Raw genomic sequence first — 24,418 nt, 5'->3', positions numbered from 1 at the left:
TGATCACCATTGGAACGCACGTAAATTACTCAGTCGGAGGAATCACTATTTTGAGAACACTAAAATTCGTTATTGCAGTTATCCTGTTAGGTGTAATGTTGTCCGCCTGTTCTGCCACCTCATCCACCGTAAATCAAGGTCCTGCAGGCGTTACGTCCGGTGAGAGAAAAGAAATCGAAAAATACAATGCGTATGTAATGCTGAATAACCTGATGACCGGTCGAATCAATGAGGTTCTGGTTCATTATTTCGAAAAGTTCGGAGTGGATACACAGCCTGTAATCGAAAAAAACCTCAGCTTCATCATGCTTGACGTTGCTGAAACGGAGCGGGAGGTTATTGATAAAGCTAATAGCTATACCTCAAACCAGCCTGCTTTTGCAAACGCTGACCCCTTAGTGACCAAATTGACACCCGTCATCAAAGATTTGTTGTCCGTCCTCGACGATATGAAAGCCTACTATGATTCAAAAGGCTACGTGGATGATGATTTCGCAAAAGGAAAACAGCTGCATACCAGGCTGGTAAATGCCAATCTCGCTTACGAGACTATCGCCACCCAATACTTCACGGCTCTGCAAAAATTGGGTAACGAGCAGCGTCAGGCTGAACTGCAAAAACTGAAGGATGCAGACCAGCAGATCCGGTATAATGCCTTGAAGTTCATGATCGATGCCGAGGCTACGGCTATTGAAATGGATGAACAGAGAATCACCGCAGGCAATGTGCTGCAGCTTGATATGACGAAGTTTAAAGCGAAATACGACGTGATGACCGCAGACTTGAATGCGCTCATGACCATCTCCAAAGACAAGGAACGAATTCAAAAAGAAGGGGTTAACAGTTTCAGTATCGGGAATTACGTGGATGCAGCCACTGAGGCAAAAGCGGCCGCTTCCAAAATTATTGAACGTATCAATAAAAAGGAACCTGTATCTGATTCTGACCTGAACGGCCAGTTCCTGCACACTACGGACGGTACACCTGAGAATTTCAATTATCTGCTAAGCAAGGCTATCGAACGGTATAATGAAATGAATTAAATGGATTGTTCACACCAGAACTTCGGCGGCCGCCAAGATGGTCGGATGCCTTTTGGTTAAGCAAAGCGGCAGAAGAGTTTAGTGTAGGAACGGCAATCAGCCTATAAGGTTCGATTGCCGTTTCTTTGTGTTGCATTATTAAGTTAGACTGTATACAATACAACTATACAGTTCAACGATATATAGTTAGGCGGTATAAACGTTATTACCAGGGGGTAAGCATGGGAAGAGATAAAAATTTGCCGTTAACCGAAACCGTTTATTACATTCTGCTGGCTGTGATTGAACCGGCGCATGGTTATCTAATTATGCAAAAGGTGGAGGAGCTTAGCGCCGGGCAAGTTCGAATGGCTGCGGGTACCCTGTATGGCGCACTTGAGAATCTAGTGAAACTAAAGTTCATTCAGCCTGTGGCCAGTGAAGACAGCCGCCGCAAGGTTTATGCTATTACCCAAAAAGGAATGGATATTCTGCGCCTTGACTTTGAGCGAATGAAGCACATGGTTTCCGTGACGACAGATCGATTGCAATGAGAATGGAGGAATGGCGAATGAATAAATTCAAGTTTTTCACTAACTTCGAAGAAGAAGAAAACTGGTTGAATGACATGGCGATGCAGGGTTACCGATTCATAAAAAAGACGCCTTTCGGTTATAAATTCGAACCTGAGGGGTCTAAGAATGTAACGATAAAGATGGATTACCGCACCTTTAAGAAGCGGGAGGATTTCGAAGACTATTGCGCTTTATTTGAAGACAGCGGATGGGAACATATCTCGGGAACCAAAAGCTCCGGATATCAATATTTTAAGAAAGTTGGCCATCAGGGAAACGAAGAGATCTTTTCGGATGTCGATTCCAATATCAGCCGCTATAAGCGGTTGTCGGATATGTGGGCTACCTTAGCTATTTCCTTCATTCCGATACTGGCGGCACTCATTTCAACAGATGCGATCGATCCGGGAGTATTGCTTGATCCGAAATCGCTATATTTCACTCCAGGACTATGGGATTTAAATGGCTTGAAATTCTGGAGGGCCTTTTTCTTCGAAACCCCATTCGCCCTGTTTAGAGGCTTAACATGGATTATATTCCCTGCCCTGATCATGCTATATCTGTATTTTGCATATAAGGCAAATAAACAATACAAGAAAATTTAATTAAACCTTACACGACATTTATGGTGCCATGAAGCCGGCCTCTGCGCATAGTTCTCTAAGATGAAACGCACACTATCAGGGTAAAGCAGCCGAGATTATATACTTATGCCCTTTGGCAAAATCATTCGAGAATAAGATGAGGAGGCACAAGTAATGTCCAATAAAAAAAGTTACTATGCATTTGAGGAGCCGCTTGGCACCATCATTGAATTTCAAGCCACAAGCTTACAACAGGCTATGGTAATTAAAAAGAAGAAGGCTCAAGAAATGGGAATTCCTAAAGAGGCTTTTGAACTTACCAGCATACGCAAAAAACCAACCCAGAGTGCATGAACCTAATTCGAGTGGCTTCCTCATACACTGCATAAAGCCATTACGGTTTCATCGTAAATGCTATACTGCCGGGTATATCGGCATCTTCTGGGTAACGGTAAGCTCGGATTTCTTTTGTCCAAGCTTACCGCTGGTTTATCCGGCCAATCGATTGAAGGATGGATTGTCCGATTAATGATCACCGCTTAGATAGACACGGATTACAATGTCCTGGTCGTGATTGCCGAATCCGGAACCATACAGTGTTAATCCCCCTGCGTTCACTGCATGCTCATCAACCGCGAAGCGCAGCGTCCAGAAAGACTCCCCTAGCCTGATATCCGCGAGGGTTACCTCCGACATCCGCTCTTCATCCATAAATGTACCTGATGAGTCAATACGAATCGTCTTTAATAATCCGTATTGATTCACATTACGATGCCACCATTCGGGGGTCAGCTTCCCCCGTGCAGCTCTTCCGAAATCCGCCGGACTTGTCCAGGTGCCTAGAGAGAGCCCGTTGAAGACAAACTCAATATCCGATGGCCAATAGTCTCTTAATCCGGGAGCCTCCGAAGCGATCTCCACCGAAATTTCGATGGCCTCCGCCCTCTGATCGGCAAGCAGATAGTTAGGCATTTTGTATTCGATATAGCCCCATCCAAACCACAGAATTGCAGCATGAACCCGCTCGGGATCAAGAAAATAACGCGGGTCGTCCCAAACCCCGATCTCCTTCTCCCGTGTACCAAGCCCGCAGGTGGGGTGGACTTCAAAAGCGGTATAATGACCAACTGAAATACTTTGCTCCCTGCGCTTGGCGGATTGGCCAGCAGACGGCAGTTCAATCTCGACGGCTTTCTTTTTTAGAAAGCACATTTTGTGTGTCCCCCCGTACAGCCTTACCCTGTGACTTCCTACGAGTCCGGCCTGTTCGAGTTTCCGGATGTGCATAGTGACGATCGAAGGGCTGAGTTTTAGGCGGTCCGCAATATCCTTTACATTCATCTCATTATCAGCAATAAGACTCATGATCTCCCATCTGACTTCACTTGCCAGCGCTTCATATAACGGCATAAACTTCTGTTCACTGTTCGCTTTGATGATCATCAGAATCCCCCGGCTACATTATATTGAAATCACATATATATGAATTTAAAAGAATCAAGCTGAAGCTTCAAGTCTAATCCATTGCAAGAATTTAGACAATGGTGTTTAATTTCTTTAGCTGTTGATCCCTTTAGATTTATATAGGTGTGAATTTAGGAAGAGGTGGATAGATGAAATACAACAACCCGGTCATCAAAGGATTTTATCCTGACCCCAGTGTATGCAAGGTTGGAGAACGCTATTATCTGGTTTGCAGTTCTTTTCAGTACTTTCCCGGCGTTCCGGTTTTCGAGAGTAAAGACCTGATTAACTGGAAGCAAATTGGTCATTGTCTGACCAGGGAGAGTCAGATTCAGCTCGGCAATGTAAGCAGTTCAGGTGGTGTATTCGCCCCAACGATCCGGCACAACAACGGAAGATTCTACATGACCACAACCAACGAAACCGGGCATCAAAATTTTTATGTATGGACCGACGATATTTACGGTGAATGGTCTGAAGCAATCTTTGTGGATCAGGGCGGAATCGATCCCGATTTGTATTTTGAAGACGGAAAGGCCTTTTTTATGAGCAACGGGACAGATGATAACGGTATCGGCGGTATTGTCCAGTGTGAAATTGACATTGAAACCGGCGCCAAGCTGTCGCCAAGCCGTTCCATTTGGCAAGGGGCCGGCGGACGATATCTGGAAAGCCCTCATATGTATAAAATTGATGGCCTGTATTACCTGATGGCGGCTGAAGGCGGAACGGAATACGGCCATATGGTTATTTATGCGCGCGGAGAGTCAGTCTCCGGCCCGTTCGAAGCCTATCCGGGCAATCCCGTACTGACCAACCGCAATTTGGGCGGTTATGAGCTTCAGGGGGTTGGCCATGGCGATTTAATTCAAGATAATGATGGAAACTGGTGGATGCTGCATTTGGGCTTCCGGCAAACCGGCCGCTGGCTTACCTACCATCATCTTGGACGCGAAGTGTTCCTTACACCGGTTACATTTGGTGGGGACGGCTGGTTCACAGCGGGACATAACGGCACTACACTTACGAGCTTTGAGACCGACCGGATCTCCAGCCAGGTTATTCAGCAGGAAAAAACGTCTTTCACTTTCGAGAACACCGATTGGAAGCTGGACTGGTGTTATCTTCGTCATCCTGTGACCGGCAATTATCTGCTGGAACCGCATAAGGTGACATTAAAGGGAACCGCAGTGTCACTGGATATTCCGGAAACACCGACCTTTATCGGCCTTCGCCAAAGAGATTTTAACGCCGACATTTCATGCGAAGTCAGCCTTACCGACGGTGAAGCCGGCATCACGCTCTATATGGATGAGAATCATCATTACGATTTGGCTGTACGTAAAACTGCAACCGGTTATGAAGCTATCGAGCGGCTGAATATTGGTGATATTAAATCTGTTGAAGCGGAAGCAAGTCTCGGAGGCGATAACCATGCTACTCTGATAATCCGGGCAACTCCTGAGCGCTATAGCTTCCTTATTCACGAAAGCGGCAGAGAGACCCTCTTAGGTACGGCACAAACCCGGTACCTTTCCTCTGAAGTCGCAGGCGGATTTACAGGCGTGCTCATCGGCTTATATGCCTATGGGGAAGACGCAACCGCCGAGTTCACAAATTTCAAGTGCGAGTATCTATAAGATATCATTGAAAAAGACACAGGCGGTACGAAGCACAGGATTCTCCTGCTTCGTACCGCCTGTGTATGAATATCGCCGCTTATCCCAATTCTATTACTCACTAAATATGTATATGATTACTTAAAGCACTGGCAACGTAATCTCTACAATCGTTCCCGTCGGTGTGTTCGCCTTGAATAGAAGGGTACCCTTGTGATTGTGGATAATTTTCCTGCTGATCATTACCCCAAGCCCGTTGCCCTCTGATTTGGTCGTGAAGAAAGGAAGGCCAATCCGGTTCAGAATCTCGTTCGGTATGCCCGGCCCTGTATCGGCGATTCGAATAACTCCAGTATCCTCCTCACGGTACAGCTCTACGGTGATTTCCGCACCCCGCGGACTGGCTTCAATCGCATTTTTAAGAATATTAATGAAAACCTGCTTCAGCTTGTTATTCGCACACCTAAGCGGCAGATGGTCGAGTTCCGTACGCATGACAATTTCATTGTCGGTCATATGTGCCTGGGCATTCAACAATACGACTACTTGTCTTACCAGCTGGACCAAATTGCAGTCTGCCTGATCAGATGGGATTTCCTTGCCCAGCAGCAGCAGCTCGCCGATAATTGAATTGATTCGATCCACCTCCGACAAAATAATCTCATGGAACTCCCTGCCCATCTTAGACTGGGCAAACAGCAGCTGGACGAACCCCTTGATGCTGGTAAGCGGATTGCGGATTTCATGGGCGATGCCTGCGATAGCTCACCAATCATGGAAATATTTTCGCTGTACCGGAGATACTCTTCCGTTTTCTTTCGTTCAGTCATGTCTCGGGCAATGGAAATCACCAGTGTCCGGCCATTTAGCTTAAATGGCTTCGCGCTGATCTCCACCGGAATTTGTTTCCCGTCCTTCGCAACCTGAATCCATTCGACGAATATCCCATCTCCTCTAAGTATATTCTCGAATATATTGTCGATCTCGTCCACCAGCGATCCCGCTGATATTGAATACGGAGTTTTGTCCAGCATTTCCTGACGCGTATAACCCAGCATCCGGCATGCCGCTTCGTTCACGTCCAGAAATTTTGATGGCTTACCTTCCTTATCCTGCTCATAAATGAAGATGGGATCGTTCGCTTCATTAAATAATTTATAGTATTTCAGCTCTGAGAATTTCATCTCCGTTACATCTCTCAGAACACCTATGTAAGCCATAGTACATCCTTCCGGATCTTTAACAGGAGAAATGGTTATTTTGACGCTGATCAGCTCTCCATTTCGTTTCATTCGGAAGGTATCGAGGGCAAACAGACGCTGCCCCTGATCAATAAAAACAAACATTTGCGTAAGTTCTTCCCTTAATTCCGGAGGAACATGCGGAAAATCATTTTCGTTCAGCTCTTCCGTGGTCCAGCCGAATAGATCAACAAACACCGAATTGGCGTACATCACTTTTTTATCGGTGCCCAGAATGTAAATCGGATCCGGACTGTGCTCAGCAAAAGAATACAGCGAGTAATGCATCATGTGGTGAACAGAGAAACCGCTCATATAACCGCTCCCGCGACCAGTGTACTTCCCATCAATGGTAGCATTTTGCACGAAACAAATCTGTGATATAAAATAGGAAAAATGTCAAGAAGAAACTATTATTCACAGCCGCTGAGCTTGAAAATCTCCAGCCCTCGTGCCTTATCTCAACTACTTAGTGATACCGGCGATATTAAAATACATTGATTCTCAAAAGCGCTCTAATCTGATCAGTCAGTTGCTTGGCGGCTTTCCGGTGTGTGGCCTGGGACGGGTGGAAATCGGCGGCATAGCCGTCAGCTTCCAGCTGCACGTCAAACTTCATTGCGGAAATATTGCTGTCACCAGTTTCCCGGGTATAGTCCTTAACAGCTTGTTCAACATAAGGATACAATCGATCTCCCATAATTCCCAGCGTACACAGAATGGGGGTCTTCGGATTGTTACTTCTGACCATTTTAAGAAATTCAACATACGCCTTAGCATATTCCGCTTGTTTACCGGTATCCTCTTTCGTGTAGGAATCATCGTTTGTTCCGAGGTTAATGACGATCAGGTCAGGTATGAACTTGTTGAAATCCCAAGGAAGTTCCTGGGGCAGCAGCGTATCATCAAATCTCCCCTCAGACTTGCCTACTTTTTCATAGTAATCCGGAAGTAGATGGGTGGTTAGCTTTTGATCATTTTCCGTGTAGCCTGTAATAATGCCGTATCCGCTGTACGAAACCATGCTGTAGTCGGCCTGAAGCTGCTGGGCTGCCAAAAACGCATAGGTTTTGGTGACATCTTCTGTGGCTGTGGAAAAAGAATGCAGCTCATGCTCATCATCAACGCCATAGCCGCACGTAATCGAATCGCCGATGAATTCAACCGTATGTAATTTGGGCGGGGTTGGCTTAATCCCATCTGCTGCATCAACCGCGATTTCTTGAATCCCAACCGTTGACATCGCCGCCTCTGATAATTTAATAACCGTTACCGTGATTTCCTGCTCCGTATCGCTTTCGAATACCGTATACGATTTCAAAGGCTGATCCATTTGATCGTCAATGACCCGTTTTCCGTTTACACTAATGCCAATACGGGCCAGGTTATTCCCGGTTAAGGCAATAGCATCACCTTTTAAGGTAATCTCCGCTTTCTTTCCATAGAATGAAAATTCCACTCCGCCGCCTGAAAGCGCCAGCCACAGTACATCCTTATAATAGTGGGTCCGCCCGATGATTTTGACATGATCCTCTGTTGCTTTAAACACCCTGGTTGTTTCCGGCATCTTTAAACCTACCTTCCTATTCGACCTCTGTAGTTATTAAGCATTAATAGCAATGTACTCCCAAATCCGGCTAATTGGCAAGCTTAGGCAACAATAAATTCCTGTACCGGTCTTAAACGCTTGTCACCCCTAAGACTTCCATTAATCAAACTTCTTTGATTCAAAGGTGATAAATTTTGAAAAATAATTGTTGACTGATCGATCCGGAATTGGTATGATGAATTCATCAAGAACAGGAGGTGCTGAGTGGTCAAAAGGAACGATTATTTTTTTGATTATTTCAGACCGTTTGGTCAAATAAACTATTATTCAAATTGGAGGAAACAATGATGACAAACCAAACCGTAACGCAAGAAGCAGTACGTGAACGAGCACAAGAGGCCTTCCGCAATCATCTAAAGCATCTGTCCGGCGGCGACATTAAGGCATGGGTTGACCTGTGGGAAGAGAACGGCCTGCTTGAGTTCCCCTACGGACCCGCAGGGTTCCCGGATCAAAAGCAAGGCAAGGCCGAGCTGTATGACTACATGCAGAACTTCCCGAAACATTTTGAGGTTCAGTTCACTGATCTTGTCTTCCATCTGACACTTGATCCAGAGCTTGTTATTGCAGAGTTCAAGTCTACCGGAAAGCATCGGGAAACAGGCAATCCTTACAACCAGACATACATCAGTGTCGTGGAGACCAAAAACGGCCTAATCACACGTTATCGTGACTTCTGGAATCCGCTAGTGGCGATTGAGTCGGTTGGCAGTGTTAATGATGCTGTGCGCTTCTCGGAATAAATCGCGGTAGTGTGTCAGACCTTCTCTCCTACTGCCCTTTACTTCCTCATCTTGACTGAATATTCTAATATCGTTAGCATGGTAGAGGAGAAAGGGGTTTATCCATTTGGCAAGAAACAAAGAATTCGATACGAATCTCGTGCTGCATAAAGCGATGGAGGTGTTCGGGCATTATGGTTATGAAGGAACCTCCATGCAGCTTCTACTCGACGGCCTCGGCATTGCCCGTCAAAGTCTTTATGATACGTATGGCACGAAACGGGACCTTTTCCTAAGAGCGGTCAGCCATTACGTGAATGAAAAATCCTCTGCGGCTGTCGCCTATTTGGCGGAGACGGTGTCTGTAAAGAAAGCAATTACGGATATATTCGAGGTTATTGGTGAGACGCTCAGAGACGAGCTGCGCCGCAAGGAATGCTTCATTCTCTATAGCGCAATTGACCAGGTTCCGCATGACCCCGAAATCGCCATGCTGTTCAATGAGGATAAAAAACGGCTGGAGCAGGCACTTTACGATGCTTTGGTCCGGGGAGTGCAGCAGGGCGAGTTTAGCGCCAACCGGGATCTGCAGGCGCTGGCCCGTTACTTGTACCATGCTAGATACGGGCTGACGCAAGCGGCCAAATTGACGGATGATCCGCTCGTCATCGAGCAAATTACCAAGGTTACGTTATCTGTGCTAGACCAAGAATGAAGCGTCGTAAGGGGCTTCATTCCTTTTTACCCATTTCAGACCGAATGGTCAAATAAAAATTATTGCAGGCACTTTGGTCTGCGCGCGAAGGGGAATCGAACATGAACGGAACAAAATACAAAGGGTTGGCGCTGTTTATATTGGCGGTCTCGCAGCTGGTCATGGCACTGGATTATACAATTATTTTCGTGGCAATGCCGTCTTTGGGAAGTGAACTCGGATTTTCAGCGAATCATCTCCAGTGGGTGGTCAGTGCTTATTCCCTTGCTTTTGGGGGTTTCCTGCTCATCGGAGGGCGTTTATCTGATTTGATGGGGAGAAGACGCATGTTCATAATCGCGATGGCACTCTTCGGACTCGGCTCGCTCTTGGGCGGATTAGCGGAATCCCAGCTTATGTTAATAGCGGCTAGAGGACTGCAAGGACTAGGCGGGGCGCTGCTGTCGCCGGCCACCTTATCGCTTATTATGTCGAACTTCAACGAGGGGCCGGAACGTAACCGTGCGATGGGCATCTGGGCGTCAATGGGCGGGGTTGGCATGTCACTTGGCCTGCTGCTTGGAGGGGCTCTAACGAGCTACGTCGGATGGGAAGCGACCTTTCTGGTGAATGTGCCGATTGCACTTACAGCCGTTATTCTCGCGCCGTTTGTACTGACTGAAAGCAAGGTACCGTCAGGCGCCAAGCATTATGATGCGGCTGGAACAATATCGGTAACTGCAGGTCTGCTATCCGTTGTCTATTATCTGATTCAAGCACCGGTCGAAGGCTGGGTCAGCGCATCGGCACTTCCTTTCGCGTTGACCGGCATGCTGCTGCTGCTTGCTTTCATAGCCATTGAGATAAGAACAAAGGAGCCGCTGATATCCTTCCGCTTGTTCCGAGGCCGCAATCTTACGGGTGCTGCACTGACAGCATTTTTGTTCTCAGCTTCATTCGGCTCGCTGTATTACTTCCTGACGCTGTATACGCAAGACGTACTGCACTATTCGGCTATTCAATCGGGCTTTAGCTTCCTGCCGCTGACGCTTAGTGCCTTCGCCGGCGCCAAACTCATCAACAAAATGCTCGCAAAGGTCGGCGTGGCAGGTACGATCGCGTCAGGCATGGGGCTCGGAGCCGCCGGGTTCCTGATGCTGACGGGATTATCTGCGAGCGGATCAGCTTGGAGTATCATTCCCGGTACGGTGATCATCGGCATCGGTCAGGCTCTCGTCTTCACGACAATGTTCATTGCGGGCAGCGCTGGAATTGAGCCGAAAGAGCAGGGCGTCGCCTCCGCGCTGATCTCGACCGGTCAGCAAATCGGCGGAGCTATCGGCTTGGCGGTGATTATGGCAATTATTTCGGCAAGCCTGGGAACGGGTTCTACTCTCGAACACCTGCAGCCGGCAGATCTCAACTCCGCGATCCATACCGCGTTCCTGATCTCCGCTGTGACCACGCTGCTCGGTATTCTGGTAGCCTTTCTGGCCCTGAAGCAGCCAAAGCCGTCGAAGTTCGATGATATCAAGGTTACGGCAGCTCATTAAGGATATTATTGTAAAAGGCCCGGAAATTATTAAAGCAGCAAAGACCTTGAGTTCTCACCCTAAGTCTTTGCTGCTTTAATGGCTAATCAAAGAGATCAAAAGCGGCGCTTTGCTTAAGAAGCGTGCAGCCGCTGCTTATTTTTCAAGAAAACCGGTTGATGGATTCGTGATGAAGAAGCCCTCTTGCGGCACATAAAAATATTGTATCCAAACGCCATCCAGAAGCGGCTCACGCGTATCCAGCAATACCTCGATCCCCTTGTCTGTAGCGACAACTTCATCATGCTCGGTGGGCGTATCTAGGGTTACATCATAGTGGCCGTGATCCCCGTGATTCTGTGTAATGACTACACGAATCTTTTTCCCTTCCGCTTCCTGACTGCTCAGCATATCCTTCAAAACTTTAGCTGCATTGCGATTGATTTTACATTTCATCCTCTAGCGACCTCTATTCTTCTTAAGATACAGTAAGAAGTTCATTATAACATATAATAAGGTACTATATATAATTCAGTCCGCAGGAAAATCATCGAAGTTGAATCATTAACCTGCTGTTGGACCCCTCTTTGCCAGAAGCTTCTTCGTAAAATTCACATCAAAGAATTGAATAATGGGTCCCAGACCGAATACAGTCGCCAGCGTTCCCAGACCGATGATGCCTCCTGCCAGGAAGCAAACCAAAGCACATAGAGCATCTGTAAACATGCGATGCCAAAAATATGAGATTTTCGGGAATCTTTTATTCATAATGAGGGACAGGCTGTCATAGGGAGCTACTCCCACCTGTGAGGTCTGATACAAGGATATCCCAAAGCTGCAGACCACCACGCCAATCGCCACTGTGACCACCTGCTGCCAGAACATCTGAGGTTCGCCTAGCAGATCTATCCAGATATTATAAAAGAAAGTGGCTATGTAACCCAGAAAAATTGCATTTACGAAGGTTCCGGCTCCAATTAGCTTTCGTCCCCAGATACCTTGTATTACAAACAGTACCAGATTCAGTAAAATTAGAAAATTGGCATATACGATACCGCTGGAGTCTGCAAGCGCCATCACCATGCCGCTGAAGGGATCATTCCCCAGGCCAGACAGCTTAAAGATACTGATTCCCATGCCCAGAAATACATTGCCGATAATCATAATGATCAAACGTGTTATATCTACCTTAATCAAATACCTCTTCATATGGCCCGTCCTATGTTCATAGTATAGTTCTGCTTTTCACAAACAACGAGGTCATTATATCATAATTTCGCTGGCAGGGCGGTACCTTCTTCAAGGCTAAACACCTTTTTCTATAATGATGAATGCAATAAGAGATACCAATGAAAAACCTGCCAATCCTAAGGTTACAGGTGATGTCCAACCGCCTTGCTCGATCTGGGAGAGCGCTGCAACAAGGGTTACGATTCCTGCTGTAACCGTAATGGCACCCGGCATATCCAAGCTTGCGCGTTCCCCCCGCAGTATCTTTGGAAACCAGAAATGGAATAGTGGCTATGACGATAAGCCCGATAGGCACGTTTACGTAAAATACTGCAGGCCAGCCAAACGATGAAGTTAATACCCCGCCTAACAGGACGCCAGCAGCGCTGCCTATTCCAGCGACAGTTAAGTGCCCACCAGCGAAGCGGAAATACATGTAGAACAGCCGGACTTTGATTAACGGTACTCATAAGGCAACTCTCCTTTAAGGATTTTATTTTATATTTCGAATTTGTGAGTAATCAATCAATAACTACACCCTGTCTTGTAATGCCAAAACCGTCGAAGAAATGCCCTCCTGGAACGGTGTTACGGTGACAGGTCCGATTAACCGTTTGTATTTGTCTCCGCTAAGTGTCAGAGGATCCTCAGTTAAATACAGCATCTCAACCACTTCCTTCATGACGGGTACAAACATGCCCAGCAAGGATAAACCTAACTTTTTCATTGGAATGACCGGTTTCACCTTGCCGCTTGCCGCTTGGGCAATCCGTACGATCTCCCGGCCCGATATGAGCCCGGCTCCCGGGATATTCCAGTTCTGCCCGTAAGCGAAGTCTTTGCCTGCTAGGTTGGTAATCATCGCCGCCGCATCTGGTAAATAGACGAATTCACGGGGAACCTTCATGTTCCCCACGAAAAAGGCCATCTTCCCGGCAGCGATTGCTTCCAGAGTAGAACCTAAATACGAAGCTTCATTAGCCGTAGGTCCATAATAATCGGGCAAGCGGACAATCATGACTTTCGCCTTACTCCACCGCATGCTGAACAACATCCGTTCATAGTCCAGGCGGATTTTTCCTTTTTTCGTATGAGGCTGCTTGGGATGTTCTTCTGTGACAAGATCCATCTGTTTTCTCCCGTATGGATAGATCCCGTCAATCGCTACAACTTTGATCGCCAGTCGTTCCGCCGCCTCCATCACGGATTCACCCAGCGGGATCAGCTTGCTTACCATTTCGTGATAAGGTACGTTCGCGCAATGGAATAATACATCTGCGTCACCTGCTTGAGCTACAATGTCATCAGGGTTCATGGCGTCTCCAACAGCAAGCGTCAAATGCGCAGGATTTCCAAGTGTTGCCGCGAACCGTTCCAACTTCTGACTTGATCGCCCAAAAGCAATGGTACTTATCCCCCGTTTCACCAGTTCTTCCGTGATCGCTGCTCCCGTTCCGCCCGTTGCTCCAATTACAATCGCTTTTTTCATTTTCGTTACCCTCATTTCGTTTTATGTTATTGACCAATCACTAACCTGATCAAATCATACCAGCACGTTAGTGATTAGTCAATAACTAAATTTAAATTTTTTAGTAACCAGATTTTCATGATATTCCGAAGAGTACAGCGGGCAGATAGGTGAATGTACAGCTGCCGGAGGCTGGAGCTATACACGGCATTGCCGGTAGGTTGCGTAAACTACATCAGGACGGCTTCTCCTAATATTTACGGTACTCCACTTCTTTAGCGGCCAGTTCCTGTGTAAAAATATCCTCAGGTGTGACCATCCTTTTGGGCAGGGTTCTCCCGGCCATGATTTCTTTGACAGCCTGCATCAGCAGCGGGCCCAGCAGCGGATTGCATTCCACAACGGCATTAATATTCCCGTCAACCATCTGCTCGAATGCACGCCGGGTGCCGTCTACAGAGATGATGATGATATCGCTGCCCGGCTTTAAACCAGCCTCTTTGATCGCATCTACTGCACCTATTGCCATATCATCATTGTGGGCGAACAGCACCTGGGGCAATTTATCTTTAGGCTGCTTTAAAAACTCCCTCATGACCTTCCGTCCGCCGCTCCGGGTGAAGTCTGCCGGTTTCGTCTGTGTAATTTGGAAGTTTTTTTTGCCCTCAAGTATCTTCCGGAAACCTAATCCACGATCGATAGACGGGGTTGATCCCACCGTTCCCTGCAGCTCAGCAATACGAATAATACCGGAGTGATGGCGCATCCGGTCAATCATATATTTGGCTGCTTTCACACCTTCGTCATAAAAGTCAGATCCGATAAAGGTGATATAGAGTGAGCCATCCTCCACGTTCACTGACCGGTCCAAAATAATGACAGGTATACCAGCCTCCCTGGTTTCCTCAAGAATGCCCTCCCAGCCTGTCTGTACTACAGGCGCAATAGCGATCATATCCACATCCCTGCGGATGAAAGAGCGGATCGCTTCAAACTGTTTGTTCTGATCCTGTTCCGCATTCGTGAGGAGCAGCGTTATTCCAGCTTCCTTGGCTGCCTCCTTGATGGAGGCCGTATTCGCCTCCCGCCAGGTACTCTCTGAGCCAAGCTGGGAGAATCCCAGGATAATAGGCTTGATGGGGTTCGGCTCGCCAGGAGGCTCGAAATCAGTAATCAAAGGGGAAACGGCCAGAGGAGCTGCAGGCTGAGAAGGTTCCCCACTGCCATTGAAGCAGCCTGACATGAGCAGCAACCCCAAAATCAGACACCATTTTAACAGTTTCATTTGATTCCCCTCCTTTGTGGCAGCGATTTCATTTAATATAACAAAACATTGGGAAACCGATGAAACCGTCTCCCAATGCAGATATTCCTTATTATTGTTTCAGTGACGAACGATTCGCGCTTAATACACGCTGCAGCAGGATAAACACGAACAGCAGCAGGCCGATGAAGATTTTGGTCCACCAGGAACTCAAAGTACCTTCAAAACTGATAATCGTTTGAATTACACCTTGAATGAGTACCCCGAAAAAGGTTCCAAGTACATATCCTACACCGCCGGTGAGCAGCGTGCCTCCAATGACTACAGCGGCAATCGTATCGAGCTCAAAGCCAACAGCATGAAGCCCATATCCCGACAGCATATAGAAAGTAAAAACAATGCCAGCAAGTGCAGAGCATAATCCGCTTAAAGTATAAACTAAAACTTTAGTGCGTGCTACAGGAAGTCCCATCAGCAGCGAGGATTGCTCACTGCCTCCCAGCGCATATACATTGCGTCCAAAACGGGTATAATGAGCGACGAAAACAGCTGCCGCTGCAACGAGCAAGGCAATAATGGCGCTGATTGAGATGAAGCTGCCGCCCGGCAAGGCAATTTTGGTCTGTGCTACGGAGGTATAGAACGGGTCATCAATCGTTATTGTATCAATACTAATAACATAACATAGCCCTCTGGCCATAAACATCCCTGCCAGTGTCACAATGAATGGCTGAATTTTGAAATAATGAATGATGGAGCCCATCCCGCATCCGAAGGCAGCCCCCATCAGCAGCACCAGCGGAATAACAACAGCGGGCGGCCACCCATGCTGCTGCACTAGACTGGCAGAAACCATGGTGGAGAGTGCGATCATAGACCCGACCGACAGATCAATCCCACCCGATAGAATGACGAACGACATTCCTACTGCTGTGATCAGCAGAAAAGCATTGTCTATAAGCAGGTTCATGAGCACCTGCAGCGAGAAGAAACCGGTATACCGGAAGGAGCCGGCGGTGAACATCAGAAGGAACAACAGAATCGTTACAACAATAGGAATATATTTGCGGTTAAGAGACATGACGGACACTCTCCTTTTCTCCGGGGTAATGCCGAGTCTTCCACCGGTAGAAAATGGCGGCCCGGAAACTGTCGGACTGAATTAGGCAGACAGCAAGAACAACAAACGACTTCACAACAAGCGTGATTTCAGGGGGTACACCGATCATATAGATAGTAGTGGTTAACGTCTGGATAATCAGCGCACCAATTACCGTTCCTGTAAGATAGAACCGTCCGCCATTCAGCGAGGTTCCTCCAATGACAACGGCCAGGATAGCATCGAGCTCATACCAAAGCCCTGCATTGTTGCCATCGGCACTGGAGACATTGGAGCTGAGGATCAGTCCGGCGATCCCGGCGCACACCCCGCAGAATACATAGACCGATAGAATGATCCAATTTGCCCGGATACCCGCCATAAGGCTTGCCGTCGGATTACATCCGACCGACTCAATGAACAAGCCCAGTGATGTTTTGCGGGTCAGCAGCAAGGCGACTAGCAGGACAAGGATTACTACAAAAATGGAAAACGGCAGTGTAGCCAGAGCTCCCGAACCAATGTAGGAGTATTTACTGCTGCTCACCGTTATAATCTGCCCTCCAGTCACTAACTGGGCAATTCCCCGTCCGGCAACCATTAGAATCAATGTTGCGATAATCGGCTGAATCCCGGCTACCGAGACCAGCAGTCCGTTCCATGCCCCGAGGAAAAGCGACAATCCGACAGCAAGCAGAATAGATATTACAACAAGACCCAGTGCATTCTGATCCGTGCCTTTACTAATGGTCAGACAGGCAAGTGCACCAGAGATAGCGACGATAGAACCTACCGACAGGTCGATGCCTTTGGTAGCAACGACAAGCGTCATGCCGATGGCCACCAGTATCAGCGGGGCACCGAAATTCAGAATATCAATCAAACTGCCGTATAGATGTCCATCATGCATTGTAATTGAAAAGAAATCCGGCGAATAGAGCAGATTGAACAGCAGCAGTGCAGCCAGAATACAAAGCGGCCAGAATAGATGATGCTTGTATATTTTTCCCATTATCGTTTCAGCCCCCCGCAATTGCCTGCATAATTTGATGCTGGTTCATATCCTTGCCCGAGATTTCCTTAACCTTACGGCGGTCACGCAATATGGCGATCCGGTCGCTTACGCGCAGCACCTCCTCCAGTTCGGAGGAGATGAACAGAAACGACATGCCTTGCCGAGACAGCGACAGCACCAGCTTCTGGATCTCCGCTTTGGCTCCAATATCAATTCCCCGGGTAGGCTCATCAAGGATGAACAGCTGTGGTGAAGTCAGCAGCCATCTGGCCAGCAGCACCTTTTGCTGATTCCCCCCGCTCAGGTTCTTAATCAGATGGTCGGGACTCGGAGGATTAATGTTCAACATACGGATATATTCGTCCGCGTATTCTTCCTGCTGTTTGCGGGAGATGGTGCGGAATACCCCTTGTTTGGCCTGAAGGGCCAGGATAATATTCTCCCTGACAGTCAGATCACCGATAATCCCTTCCGTCTTCCGGTTCTCTGAGCAGAATGCAAGCCGGCGGGCGATTGCCTCACGCGGAGTATGGACACCACTGCTACCTCCAGAGAACTTCAGTTTACCGGAGTCCGGCTTGTCGGCTCCGAAGAACAGGCGGGCCGCTTCCGTCCGGCCCGATCCGAGCAGACCCGCAAGTCCCACCACTTCTCCTTTATGGATGGACAGATCGAAGGGTTCAATTCCGCCTTTGCGTCCAAGTCCTTCCGCCTTGACCATTTCTTCACCGAGAGAATCCTTATAATCTTCAGCCAGACTAGGCAATTCCTCCAATAAGTTAAGCTCCTTGCCGATCATTTTCAATACCAGATCCAGCCGCGGCAAATCCTTGGCCATATATTCCCCGACAAACTCCCCATTCCGCAGAATGGTTACGCGGTCAGAGATTTCATACATCTGATCCAAAAAATGGGTTACAAATAATATCGCCAGCCCGTCCTGTTTCAGCTTCTCCATGATCAGGAAGAGCTGCTGCACCTCATTCTTGTCAAGACTTGAAGTCGGTTCGTCAAGAATCAGTACCTTGGCCGAGATATTGAGCGCTCTGGCAATGGCCACCAGCTGCTGCACCGCAACTGAATACACATACAGCGGCTCCGTGACATCAATCTGCAAATTCAGGCGTTCGCTGAGTATTTCCTGAGCACGCTTGTTCATTTCCTTCCATAGAATCCTCCCGAATTTTCTCGGTTCTCTTCCAATAAAAATGTTTTCTGCAACTGTCAGATTAGGGCATAGGTTCACCTCCTGATACACGGTGCTGATTCCCGCAGCCTGCGATTCCAGCGGACTCTGCACCGAAATAGGAGCCCCTTCCATTTCCACGCTGCCCTCATCTATCGAATACACACCGGTCAGCACCTTGATCAGCGTCGACTTGCCAGCGCCATTCTCACCCATCAATGCATGAACCTCACCCGGAAACAGACGGAGACTCACATTACTTAGTGCTTTGACACCAGGAAACCGCTTGTGAATCTGCTTCATCTGCAGTATGGGCTTCTGAGTGCTCATTTCGTCATCCACTCCTCTTTATTCATAGAAACCACTCCGTCAGCTGCTTGATAAGCCGGCGGAGTGGCACCATATAAATCTATTTGCCCGATTAATAGGCCCGGCTTGGCAAAGCTTCTTTTGCCTGCTCTGAAGTGAACGTTGATTCCTCAGTCACAATTCTCGGCTCTACCGACTTACCGTCTACCACATTCCGTACAATTTCCATCAACTGCGGTCCGAGCATGGGATTGCACTCCACGATAAAGTTGATTTTACCTTCACTTGCCGCCTGCATTCCGTCCTTGACTGCATCGACGGAGATAATCGTAATATCCTGGCCCGGTTTCAGCCCTGCTGCTTCAATCGCCTGAATCGCGCCGAGTGCCATATCATCGTTATGGGCATATAGAACATCAATGTCCTTATTGGCTTTTAAGAATGCCTGCATAACCTCTTTGCCCTTAGCCCGCGTGAAATCACCGGTCTGTGAAGCAATTACCTTGAGATGCGGATTGCTGGCAATCACTTCAGCAAATCCAGCCATCCGGTCATTAGCCGGAGCAGAGCCTGTAGTTCCCTGCAATTCAACAATGTTAATATCCTCTGTAGTATCCTTATACTTTTCAGACAGCCACTGACCCGCCTTGCGTCCTTCTTCTACGAAGTCAGAACCGAGGAAAGTGACGTACAGGGAAGTATCCTTGGAATCTACTGCACGGTCAGTCAGGACTACCGGAATTCCTGCATCCTTCGCTTCCTTAAGTACGGTATCCCAGCCGGATTCAACAACCGGTGAAAATGCGATTACATCTACCTTTTGCTGTATGAAAGAGCGGATCGCCTTAATCTGGTTTTCCTGCTTCTGCTGCGCATCCGAGAATTTGAGGGTATAACCCGCTTCTTTGGCAGAATCCTGAATGGACTTGGTGTTTGCGCTGCGCCAGCCGCTCTCCGCTCCGACCTGTGAGAATCCGAGTGTGATATCTTTGGCTTCCTTCGTTTTGCCGGTATCTGCCGCAGGAGCTTTAGTTGCCTGATTACCAGTATTGGCCTGATTTCCTCCATTGTTATTGCCGCATGCTCCGAGCATTACCATAGATAAGGTAAGCGCAAGAACCGCTCCCATTCTTCCGAATCTCTTCATGTAATTGATTTCCTCCCCTTTGTCATTCACCATCATTCGGTGTTGGCCCCAGTATAAACCGCTTTCAAAATAGCAGGATACAGGTCCGCTTTGCCATTTGTTTTCTTTTTTTATGTTTTTATGGATTCATATTAAATTTGGTGTATATTTTTGTTTGGAACGTGTAGATTTTGATTGCGCTTTCTTTAACACTCCCAAGCGGAAGGTATTTGTTATACACTAAGGTTTGAAACGAAGTGAATCTTACACTGAGGGGATATTACCGATGAGGATGATACGTTTGATCTCCTCCAGTTTGAGGGCAAAATTGCTGGTCTTGTTTATCATACTGACCACCATTCCGCTGATTGCCGTTGGGCTTGTCGCCTATCAGAAATCCTACGAATCGATTTCCCGCCATAGTAAAGCGACAACGATGCTGCAGGCCGATACGCTCGGACGAAATATTGATAATCTGTTTACGGACACGGAGCGGCTGCTGGAACTGAGCAAGAACCCGCAGGTCATCCACTTCCTGTTCTCGCAATCGGAAACCTATCAGGAAGCCAAGGAGATTCTGCAGACTTTTGCACTTTACAGGGACACCTACAAATATGGGGATGTAATGAATATCAGCTTTATTAACCTGTATGGCAAAGGCATAAGTGAACGCAAGGGCGTTTTCCAGTCCAATATTAATCCGCTGCGCAATCCGCATTTCCAGATCCTAACCCAGTATCCTGATTCGGTACTTAGGGTCCCACCTGCCATGACCTCCGGTTTTGACCGCGTTGATGGCTTTACTTACCCGGATCAGGGTGTTATTTCTATAATAGCGGCCGTGAAGCAGCGGATTACCCATGAAGTCATCGGCTTCATCATTATAGACTTAGACGATTCCTTCTTTAAGGAATTTGGCGAAAACGTCAATATCGGCAAGACGGGGTTCTTCTGCATCCTTGATCAGGAGAATAATCCTATATATGTACCGACTGCCGGGAGGCAGGATTTAGATATTCTTACCTCCACCAACTTTTCCGCTCCAGAATGGTCTACCCAAGGCAGCTTTGTATTGAATACAAAGGGACAGCCATGGTTTGTTGTCTACACCCCTTCGCTCACTACCGGGTGGAAAGTAGTTGGCCTTGCACCGCTTCAGGAAATTGTCTCTGAGGCTAACCGGATCCGGCAGCTGATCATTGTCAGCGTGGTGCTCAGCATTGTATTCGTCATCATCATTCATTTCTTTTTGACCCGCAAGCTCACCCAGCCTATCCAGCTGCTTCAGCATAAGATGAGACTGACCGCAAGCGGCTATCTGGAGGCAAAAGTCAAACCTTCGGGCAATGATGAAATTGCCGATCTCGGTCAAAGCTTCAATATCATGGTCGAAAAAATCAAGGGGCTGCTGGAGCAAAGCATTAAGGAGCAGCAGCTGCTGCAAAAGGCGGAGCTGCGTACGCTTCAGGCGCAAATCAATCCCCATTTTCTGTACAATACGCTGGATTCCATCGTCTGGCTGGCTGAAGCGGGCAAGAATGATAGTGTCATCCATCTGGTAAAAGCGCTGTCTCAATTCTTTCGGCTCAGTCTGAACAAAGGGCGGGATTGGGTCATGATCCGTACAGAGCTGGCGCATGCTCAGAGCTATCTGATCATCCAGCAGATGAGGTACCGGGATATTCTCGAGTATCAGATTCAAGTGGAACCAGAGCTTGAGGAGTATCCGATTCTCAATATGACACTGCAGCCGCTGATTGAGAATGCAATTTATCATGGAATCAAGAATAAACGAGGCAAAGGATTGATTACGGTCAGCGGTTATGCGGAAGGTCATTCATCGGTCGTACTCACCGTCACGGATAACGGCATCGGCATCTCCCCCGAGCGGCTGGCTCTTCTTAGGAGCCAATTGAATCAGCCCGCCCAGGCAGAAGAGAGCGATCTTACGGAAGGCGGTTTCGGGCTGCTGAATGTGCATCAGCGTCTGCGCCTATATTTCGGTGAAGAATATGGATTGCAGCTGGACAGCTCAGACGGGGAATGGACAACAATCTCTGTCCGCATACCCAAGAACAAGGGGGCTTGACATGAAGAAGGTAATGCTGGTCGATGATGAAATTCTGATTCGTGAAAGTATACGGGAGTGTGTCGATTGGGAGAAGGAGGGGTTCATTTATTGTGGAGATGCACCTGACGGCGAATTGGCCCTGCCGCTGATTGAACAGCAGATTCCTGACATTCTCATTACCGATATCAAAATGCCCTTTATGGACGGGCTCGAGCTTAGTTCCGTCGTCCGCCAGCGGCTCCCGCAGATCAAGATTATCATCCTGAGCGGACACAACGATTTCCAGTATGCACAGACCGCGCTGCGGCTCGGCGTGGAAGATTATTGCCTGAAGCCGTTCAGCTCTGCGGACCTTATCCAGCTGCTACATGCGGTAAGTGCCCGAATTGATGAAGAACAGCGCTTGAAAAGACGATATGCCTACACTCCTGAAAAGCTGTTTGCGGATCTGTGCGGCGGACTTATCGGCACCGCAGCCGCCATTGAAGCAGCGGATCAGCTGGAATTGCAGCTTACCACTCCCTATTATGCGGTCGCCATTCTAGCCTTGTCCCCTTCCGATCCGCAGGAAACAGAAATCGATCATGCAGCATGCCAGTCCGCCCAACAACTGATAGACGAACGGCTGAGTGAACTGCAGGACATTTTCATGTATAAAAGAAGCCGTACAGAAACTGTAGTCATTCTGAAGGGAAGCCGGAAAGAAGAGCTTTCCAGCAAGATGAAAGCCTTTACAGATAGCTTGAACATGAAGCTGAAGGCCTCATTTAACTGTGTTCTGTCCCTATCACTCGGCAATGTACAGGACCGGTTGCAGGGAATCCATATTTCCTATCTGGAAGCTGAGGAAGAGAAAACCTGGAAGAAGATCTCTAAGCAAAATAAAGCTGCTTTGTGGGCGGCCTCCTTTGATTCTCCAGCAAACAGAGTGCTTTTGGACCGGAACCGGCTGGTTGATTTCCTAAAGCTCGGCTCTTCAAAAGAAGCACCGGCCTTTATCCGGCAGTTTACCGCAGAGATGAGCAGCATAAGCTGGGATTCCATGTACGCGTATTATTTAATCAACGATCTTACGCTTGAAATGGTTCTCACGGCCAAGAAAAGCTTTCACACAGGCAGAAATACGGAGGACATGATGAAAGATCTGCAGCAGCAGATCCGCAATATCGCAAGTTTCGAGGAGTGTCAGTATTACCTGCTTACACTGCTGGAGCAATTATGGAAATGGCGGCTGGAAGGTTCGGATAAATACGGAGAGCTGATAGACAAAGTAAAGCTGCACATCCGTCAGCACTATGATGATGACCAGCTCTCCCTCTTCGATATTTCCAGACAGATTGGCGTCAGCTCCAGCCACCTTAGTAAGATCTTCAGCCAGGAAACCGGGCAGACCATGACGGAATATTTAACTTTTACCCGGATCAGCAAGGCGAAGGAGCTGCTAAAGACCACCCGGTCCAAGACATTTGAGATCGCTTTCCAGGTAGGCTACAACGACCAGCATTACTTCTCCAATTTGTTTAAGAAAGTCACTGGCATGACCCCTACAGAATACCGGAAGCATGGCTTTGCAGAGGACCAAGGCGGAAGGGTCAGGGAAGGCGGGAGCAATCTATGAAATTAGGCTCAGGAAAGGCAAAACGTTTCTTGCTGCCGCTGCTGGCAGTTTTGCTTCTCTTAAGCGGATGCGAAGGCAATAACACAAGAAACGACAGGCGCGAATTAATGGATATAACGCCTTCGCCTCCGGCTGAATTTGACAAACCTCCTCTTGTCTTTGGCATTATCTACCCGATGGTAAATCCAACATACGAGACCATTACGGAGAATTCGGAAAGAGCCGCCACAGGCCACAACATCAAGCTGCTGGTTCAAGCACCGGATGAAGCCAACCTGGAACAGCAGATCCGGATCATGGAGATGATGATCAAACAGGAAGTAGATGGAATTGCCATAGATCCTGTCGACTCGCAAGCCTTAATCCCGGTGATCAACAAAGCCGTACTCAAAGGCATCCCTGTGGTCTGCTTCGAATCCGATTCTCCCGCCAGCAGGCGGGTTGCCTTTATTGGTGCAGACAATTACGAGACTGGAGCCATTATAGGTCAGGCGGTTAATAAACTTCTGAACGGCAAAGGGATGATTCTTGTCCAATCCGGCATGCCTCATATGTTCGGGCTCAGCCAGCGGCTCGCGGGGCTCCAGGACTATCTGAAGAACCAGTCAGAAATAGATATACTGGACATTCGCAACAACGATGGCACAGAAGAAGGCGCGATGCGGCAGCAGGAGCAAATGATCAGCGCCCACCCGCATTTCAGTGCATTGATTAACCTCGATCTCGTTTCCAGTTCCAGTTCCATTCTCGTTTGGAAGGCCAAAGGTCTGAAGCGGTACAATATCGCACTCGGCCTGACTCCGGCTGTAAAGGAATCGCAGATAAACGGCCAGATTACCCGGATCATTTCCCAGAATGAACAGCACTGGGGGGAAGCCATTATCAGCACACTGCTCTCGATAGCCAAAGGACAAGAAGTGCCGGAATTCGTCAATACAGAAATTGTGGAGATCCATGAGTAGCAGGCTCG

Annotated in this window: 23 protein-coding genes and 3 pseudogenes; 11 read left to right on the top strand and 15 right to left on the bottom strand. The window is 47.9% G+C overall.

Annotated features, from left to right (window positions below; all coding sequences use genetic code 11):
• The first annotated feature begins 50 nt into the window (after positions 1–50).
• From JRJ22_RS06730 to JRJ22_RS06715, 4 genes are all read left to right on the top strand, one after another.
• On the top strand, positions 51–1,043 hold the full coding sequence (locus JRJ22_RS06730; RefSeq protein WP_206103781.1) for a YiiG family protein: 993 nt from the start codon (positions 51–53) through the stop codon (positions 1,041–1,043).
• A 221-nt stretch (positions 1,044–1,264) separates the two neighbouring features.
• Positions 1,265–1,576, top strand: coding sequence for a PadR family transcriptional regulator (locus JRJ22_RS06725; RefSeq protein WP_206103780.1), 312 nt, complete (start codon positions 1,265–1,267; stop codon positions 1,574–1,576).
• A 17-nt stretch (positions 1,577–1,593) separates the two neighbouring features.
• Positions 1,594–2,202, top strand: coding sequence for a DUF2812 domain-containing protein (locus JRJ22_RS06720; RefSeq protein ID WP_206103779.1), 609 nt, complete (start codon positions 1,594–1,596; stop codon positions 2,200–2,202).
• Between the two features lie 153 nt (positions 2,203–2,355).
• The gene (locus JRJ22_RS06715; protein WP_206103778.1) at positions 2,356–2,535 is read left to right on the top strand and encodes a hypothetical protein; all 180 of its coding nucleotides are present in this window, start codon (positions 2,356–2,358) and stop codon (positions 2,533–2,535) included.
• Between the two features lie 171 nt (positions 2,536–2,706).
• On the opposite strand, the gene JRJ22_RS06710 is transcribed toward JRJ22_RS06715, so the two are convergent.
• Positions 2,707–3,621, bottom strand: a complete 915-nt coding sequence (locus tag JRJ22_RS06710; RefSeq protein ID WP_206105006.1) for an ArsR/SmtB family transcription factor — start codon at positions 3,619–3,621, stop codon at positions 2,707–2,709.
• Positions 3,622–3,794: 173 nt separating this feature from the next.
• On the opposite strand from JRJ22_RS06710, the gene JRJ22_RS06705 reads away from it, so the two are divergent.
• Complete coding sequence (locus JRJ22_RS06705; protein WP_206103777.1) at positions 3,795–5,285, top strand: glycoside hydrolase family 43 protein; 1,491 nt, start codon at positions 3,795–3,797, stop codon at positions 5,283–5,285.
• 120 nt (positions 5,286–5,405) lie between these two features.
• Here JRJ22_RS06705 and JRJ22_RS06700 read toward each other — a convergent pair whose 3' ends face one another.
• The 4 genes and pseudogenes from JRJ22_RS06700 to JRJ22_RS06690 all read right to left on the bottom strand — a co-directional run bounded on the left by JRJ22_RS06700 (position 5,406) and on the right by JRJ22_RS06690 (position 8,054).
• Positions 5,406–5,909: an ATP-binding protein gene (locus JRJ22_RS06700; protein WP_206103776.1), complete on the bottom strand. Its 504-nt coding sequence runs from the start codon at positions 5,907–5,909 to the stop codon at positions 5,406–5,408.
• A gap of 12 nt (positions 5,910–5,921) precedes the next feature.
• A pseudogene (locus JRJ22_RS29675) lies at positions 5,922–5,966 on the bottom strand (hypothetical protein); the annotation flags it as partial.
• 110 nt (positions 5,967–6,076) lie between these two features.
• A pseudogene (locus JRJ22_RS06695) lies at positions 6,077–6,793 on the bottom strand (PAS domain-containing protein); the annotation flags it as partial.
• A 199-nt stretch (positions 6,794–6,992) separates the two neighbouring features.
• Positions 6,993–8,054, bottom strand: coding sequence for an SGNH/GDSL hydrolase family protein (locus tag JRJ22_RS06690; protein ID WP_232381051.1), 1,062 nt, complete (start codon positions 8,052–8,054; stop codon positions 6,993–6,995).
• Positions 8,055–8,398: 344 nt separating this feature from the next.
• Between JRJ22_RS06690 and JRJ22_RS06685 the strand changes: the two genes are divergently transcribed.
• From JRJ22_RS06685 to JRJ22_RS06675, 3 genes are all read left to right on the top strand, one after another.
• Positions 8,399–8,857 carry a nuclear transport factor 2 family protein gene (locus tag JRJ22_RS06685; protein ID WP_232381050.1) on the top strand — a complete coding sequence of 153 codons (459 nt, stop codon included), beginning with the start codon at positions 8,399–8,401 and terminating at the stop codon, positions 8,855–8,857.
• Positions 8,858–8,963: 106 nt separating this feature from the next.
• The gene (locus JRJ22_RS06680) at positions 8,964–9,551 is read left to right on the top strand and encodes a TetR/AcrR family transcriptional regulator (RefSeq protein WP_206103773.1); all 588 of its coding nucleotides are present in this window, start codon (positions 8,964–8,966) and stop codon (positions 9,549–9,551) included.
• A 101-nt stretch (positions 9,552–9,652) separates the two neighbouring features.
• The gene (locus JRJ22_RS06675; protein ID WP_206103772.1) at positions 9,653–11,083 is read left to right on the top strand and encodes an MFS transporter; all 1,431 of its coding nucleotides are present in this window, start codon (positions 9,653–9,655) and stop codon (positions 11,081–11,083) included.
• Between the two features lie 135 nt (positions 11,084–11,218).
• Here the strand turns inward: JRJ22_RS06675 and JRJ22_RS06670 are convergent, their stop codons facing one another.
• The 10 genes and pseudogenes from JRJ22_RS06670 to JRJ22_RS06630 all read right to left on the bottom strand — a co-directional run bounded on the left by JRJ22_RS06670 (position 11,219) and on the right by JRJ22_RS06630 (position 19,780).
• Complete coding sequence (locus JRJ22_RS06670) at positions 11,219–11,518, bottom strand: iron-sulfur cluster assembly accessory protein (protein ID WP_206103771.1); 300 nt, start codon at positions 11,516–11,518, stop codon at positions 11,219–11,221.
• A 108-nt stretch (positions 11,519–11,626) separates the two neighbouring features.
• Positions 11,627–12,271 (bottom strand): YczE/YyaS/YitT family protein, encoded by a 645-nt coding sequence (locus JRJ22_RS06665; protein ID WP_206103770.1) that lies wholly within the window; start codon positions 12,269–12,271, stop codon positions 11,627–11,629.
• A gap of 96 nt (positions 12,272–12,367) precedes the next feature.
• Positions 12,368–12,532 (bottom strand): hypothetical protein, encoded by a 165-nt coding sequence (locus JRJ22_RS29170; RefSeq protein WP_232381233.1) that lies wholly within the window; start codon positions 12,530–12,532, stop codon positions 12,368–12,370.
• A gap of 28 nt (positions 12,533–12,560) precedes the next feature.
• Positions 12,561–12,728, bottom strand: a pseudogene (locus JRJ22_RS29530) (MFS transporter); the annotation flags it as partial.
• Between the two features lie 96 nt (positions 12,729–12,824).
• Positions 12,825–13,781: an SDR family NAD(P)-dependent oxidoreductase gene (locus tag JRJ22_RS06655; RefSeq protein ID WP_206103768.1), complete on the bottom strand. Its 957-nt coding sequence runs from the start codon at positions 13,779–13,781 to the stop codon at positions 12,825–12,827.
• 229 nt (positions 13,782–14,010) lie between these two features.
• The gene (locus tag JRJ22_RS06650) at positions 14,011–15,045 is read right to left on the bottom strand and encodes an ABC transporter substrate-binding protein (protein WP_206103767.1); all 1,035 of its coding nucleotides are present in this window, start codon (positions 15,043–15,045) and stop codon (positions 14,011–14,013) included.
• 91 nt (positions 15,046–15,136) lie between these two features.
• Complete coding sequence (gene yjfF, locus JRJ22_RS06645) at positions 15,137–16,105, bottom strand: galactofuranose ABC transporter, permease protein YjfF (protein WP_206103766.1); 969 nt, start codon at positions 16,103–16,105, stop codon at positions 15,137–15,139.
• Positions 16,095–17,135: an ABC transporter permease gene (locus tag JRJ22_RS06640; RefSeq protein WP_206103765.1), complete on the bottom strand. Its 1,041-nt coding sequence runs from the start codon at positions 17,133–17,135 to the stop codon at positions 16,095–16,097. Before JRJ22_RS06640 ends, yjfF begins: the two co-directional genes overlap by 11 nt.
• 7 nt (positions 17,136–17,142) lie before the next feature.
• Positions 17,143–18,654: a sugar ABC transporter ATP-binding protein gene (locus JRJ22_RS06635; RefSeq protein WP_206103764.1), complete on the bottom strand. Its 1,512-nt coding sequence runs from the start codon at positions 18,652–18,654 to the stop codon at positions 17,143–17,145.
• Between the two features lie 91 nt (positions 18,655–18,745).
• A complete protein-coding gene (locus tag JRJ22_RS06630) occupies positions 18,746–19,780 on the bottom strand; it encodes an ABC transporter substrate-binding protein (protein ID WP_206103763.1) in 1,035 nt (344 codons plus the stop codon).
• A 265-nt stretch (positions 19,781–20,045) separates the two neighbouring features.
• On the opposite strand from JRJ22_RS06630, the gene JRJ22_RS06625 reads away from it, so the two are divergent.
• Genes JRJ22_RS06625 through JRJ22_RS06615 form a run of 3 tightly spaced genes read left to right on the top strand, consistent with a single transcriptional unit; the run spans position 20,046 to position 24,410 of the window.
• Complete coding sequence (locus JRJ22_RS06625) at positions 20,046–21,848, top strand: sensor histidine kinase (RefSeq protein ID WP_206103762.1); 1,803 nt, start codon at positions 20,046–20,048, stop codon at positions 21,846–21,848.
• 1 nt (position 21,849) lies between these two features.
• Positions 21,850–23,448: a response regulator gene (locus tag JRJ22_RS06620; RefSeq protein ID WP_206103761.1), complete on the top strand. Its 1,599-nt coding sequence runs from the start codon at positions 21,850–21,852 to the stop codon at positions 23,446–23,448.
• Positions 23,445–24,410, top strand: coding sequence for a sugar ABC transporter substrate-binding protein (locus JRJ22_RS06615; protein ID WP_206103760.1), 966 nt, complete (start codon positions 23,445–23,447; stop codon positions 24,408–24,410). Before JRJ22_RS06620 ends, JRJ22_RS06615 begins: the two co-directional genes overlap by 4 nt.
• The last annotated feature ends 8 nt before the right edge of the window (positions 24,411–24,418 follow it).

Origin of the sequence: Paenibacillus tianjinensis (assembly GCF_017086365.1) — a bacterium.
GTDB classification, from domain to species: Bacteria; Bacillota; Bacilli; order Paenibacillales; family Paenibacillaceae; genus Paenibacillus_AQ; species Paenibacillus_AQ tianjinensis.
This window is presented reverse-complemented; position numbering and strand designations above follow the sequence as displayed.

Coding starts and splice junctions, on each gene's coding strand:
- JRJ22_RS06705 (WP_206103777.1), top strand. CDS start 3,795: ATGAAATACAACAACCCGGTCATCAAAGGATTTTATCCTGACCCCAGT.
- JRJ22_RS06720 (WP_206103779.1), top strand. CDS start 1,594: ATGAATAAATTCAAGTTTTTCACTAACTTCGAAGAAGAAGAAAACTGG.
- JRJ22_RS06650 (WP_206103767.1), bottom strand. CDS start 15,045: ATGAAACTGTTAAAATGGTGTCTGATTTTGGGGTTGCTGCTCATGTCA.
- JRJ22_RS06655 (WP_206103768.1), bottom strand. CDS start 13,781: ATGAAAAAAGCGATTGTAATTGGAGCAACGGGCGGAACGGGAGCAGCG.
- JRJ22_RS06675 (WP_206103772.1), top strand. CDS start 9,653: ATGAACGGAACAAAATACAAAGGGTTGGCGCTGTTTATATTGGCGGTC.
- JRJ22_RS06670 (WP_206103771.1), bottom strand. CDS start 11,518: ATGAAATGTAAAATCAATCGCAATGCAGCTAAAGTTTTGAAGGATATG.
- yjfF (WP_206103766.1), bottom strand. CDS start 16,105: ATGTCTCTTAACCGCAAATATATTCCTATTGTTGTAACGATTCTGTTG.
- JRJ22_RS06635 (WP_206103764.1), bottom strand. CDS start 18,654: ATGAGCACTCAGAAGCCCATACTGCAGATGAAGCAGATTCACAAGCGG.
- JRJ22_RS06665 (WP_206103770.1), bottom strand. CDS start 12,271: ATGAAGAGGTATTTGATTAAGGTAGATATAACACGTTTGATCATTATG.
- JRJ22_RS06685 (WP_232381050.1), top strand. CDS start 8,399: ATGATGACAAACCAAACCGTAACGCAAGAAGCAGTACGTGAACGAGCA.
- JRJ22_RS06615 (WP_206103760.1), top strand. CDS start 23,445: ATGAAATTAGGCTCAGGAAAGGCAAAACGTTTCTTGCTGCCGCTGCTG.
- JRJ22_RS06715 (WP_206103778.1), top strand. CDS start 2,356: ATGTCCAATAAAAAAAGTTACTATGCATTTGAGGAGCCGCTTGGCACC.
- JRJ22_RS06625 (WP_206103762.1), top strand. CDS start 20,046: ATGAGGATGATACGTTTGATCTCCTCCAGTTTGAGGGCAAAATTGCTG.
- JRJ22_RS06630 (WP_206103763.1), bottom strand. CDS start 19,780: ATGAAGAGATTCGGAAGAATGGGAGCGGTTCTTGCGCTTACCTTATCT.
- JRJ22_RS06620 (WP_206103761.1), top strand. CDS start 21,850: ATGAAGAAGGTAATGCTGGTCGATGATGAAATTCTGATTCGTGAAAGT.
- JRJ22_RS06725 (WP_206103780.1), top strand. CDS start 1,265: ATGGGAAGAGATAAAAATTTGCCGTTAACCGAAACCGTTTATTACATT.
- JRJ22_RS06640 (WP_206103765.1), bottom strand. CDS start 17,135: ATGGGAAAAATATACAAGCATCATCTATTCTGGCCGCTTTGTATTCTG.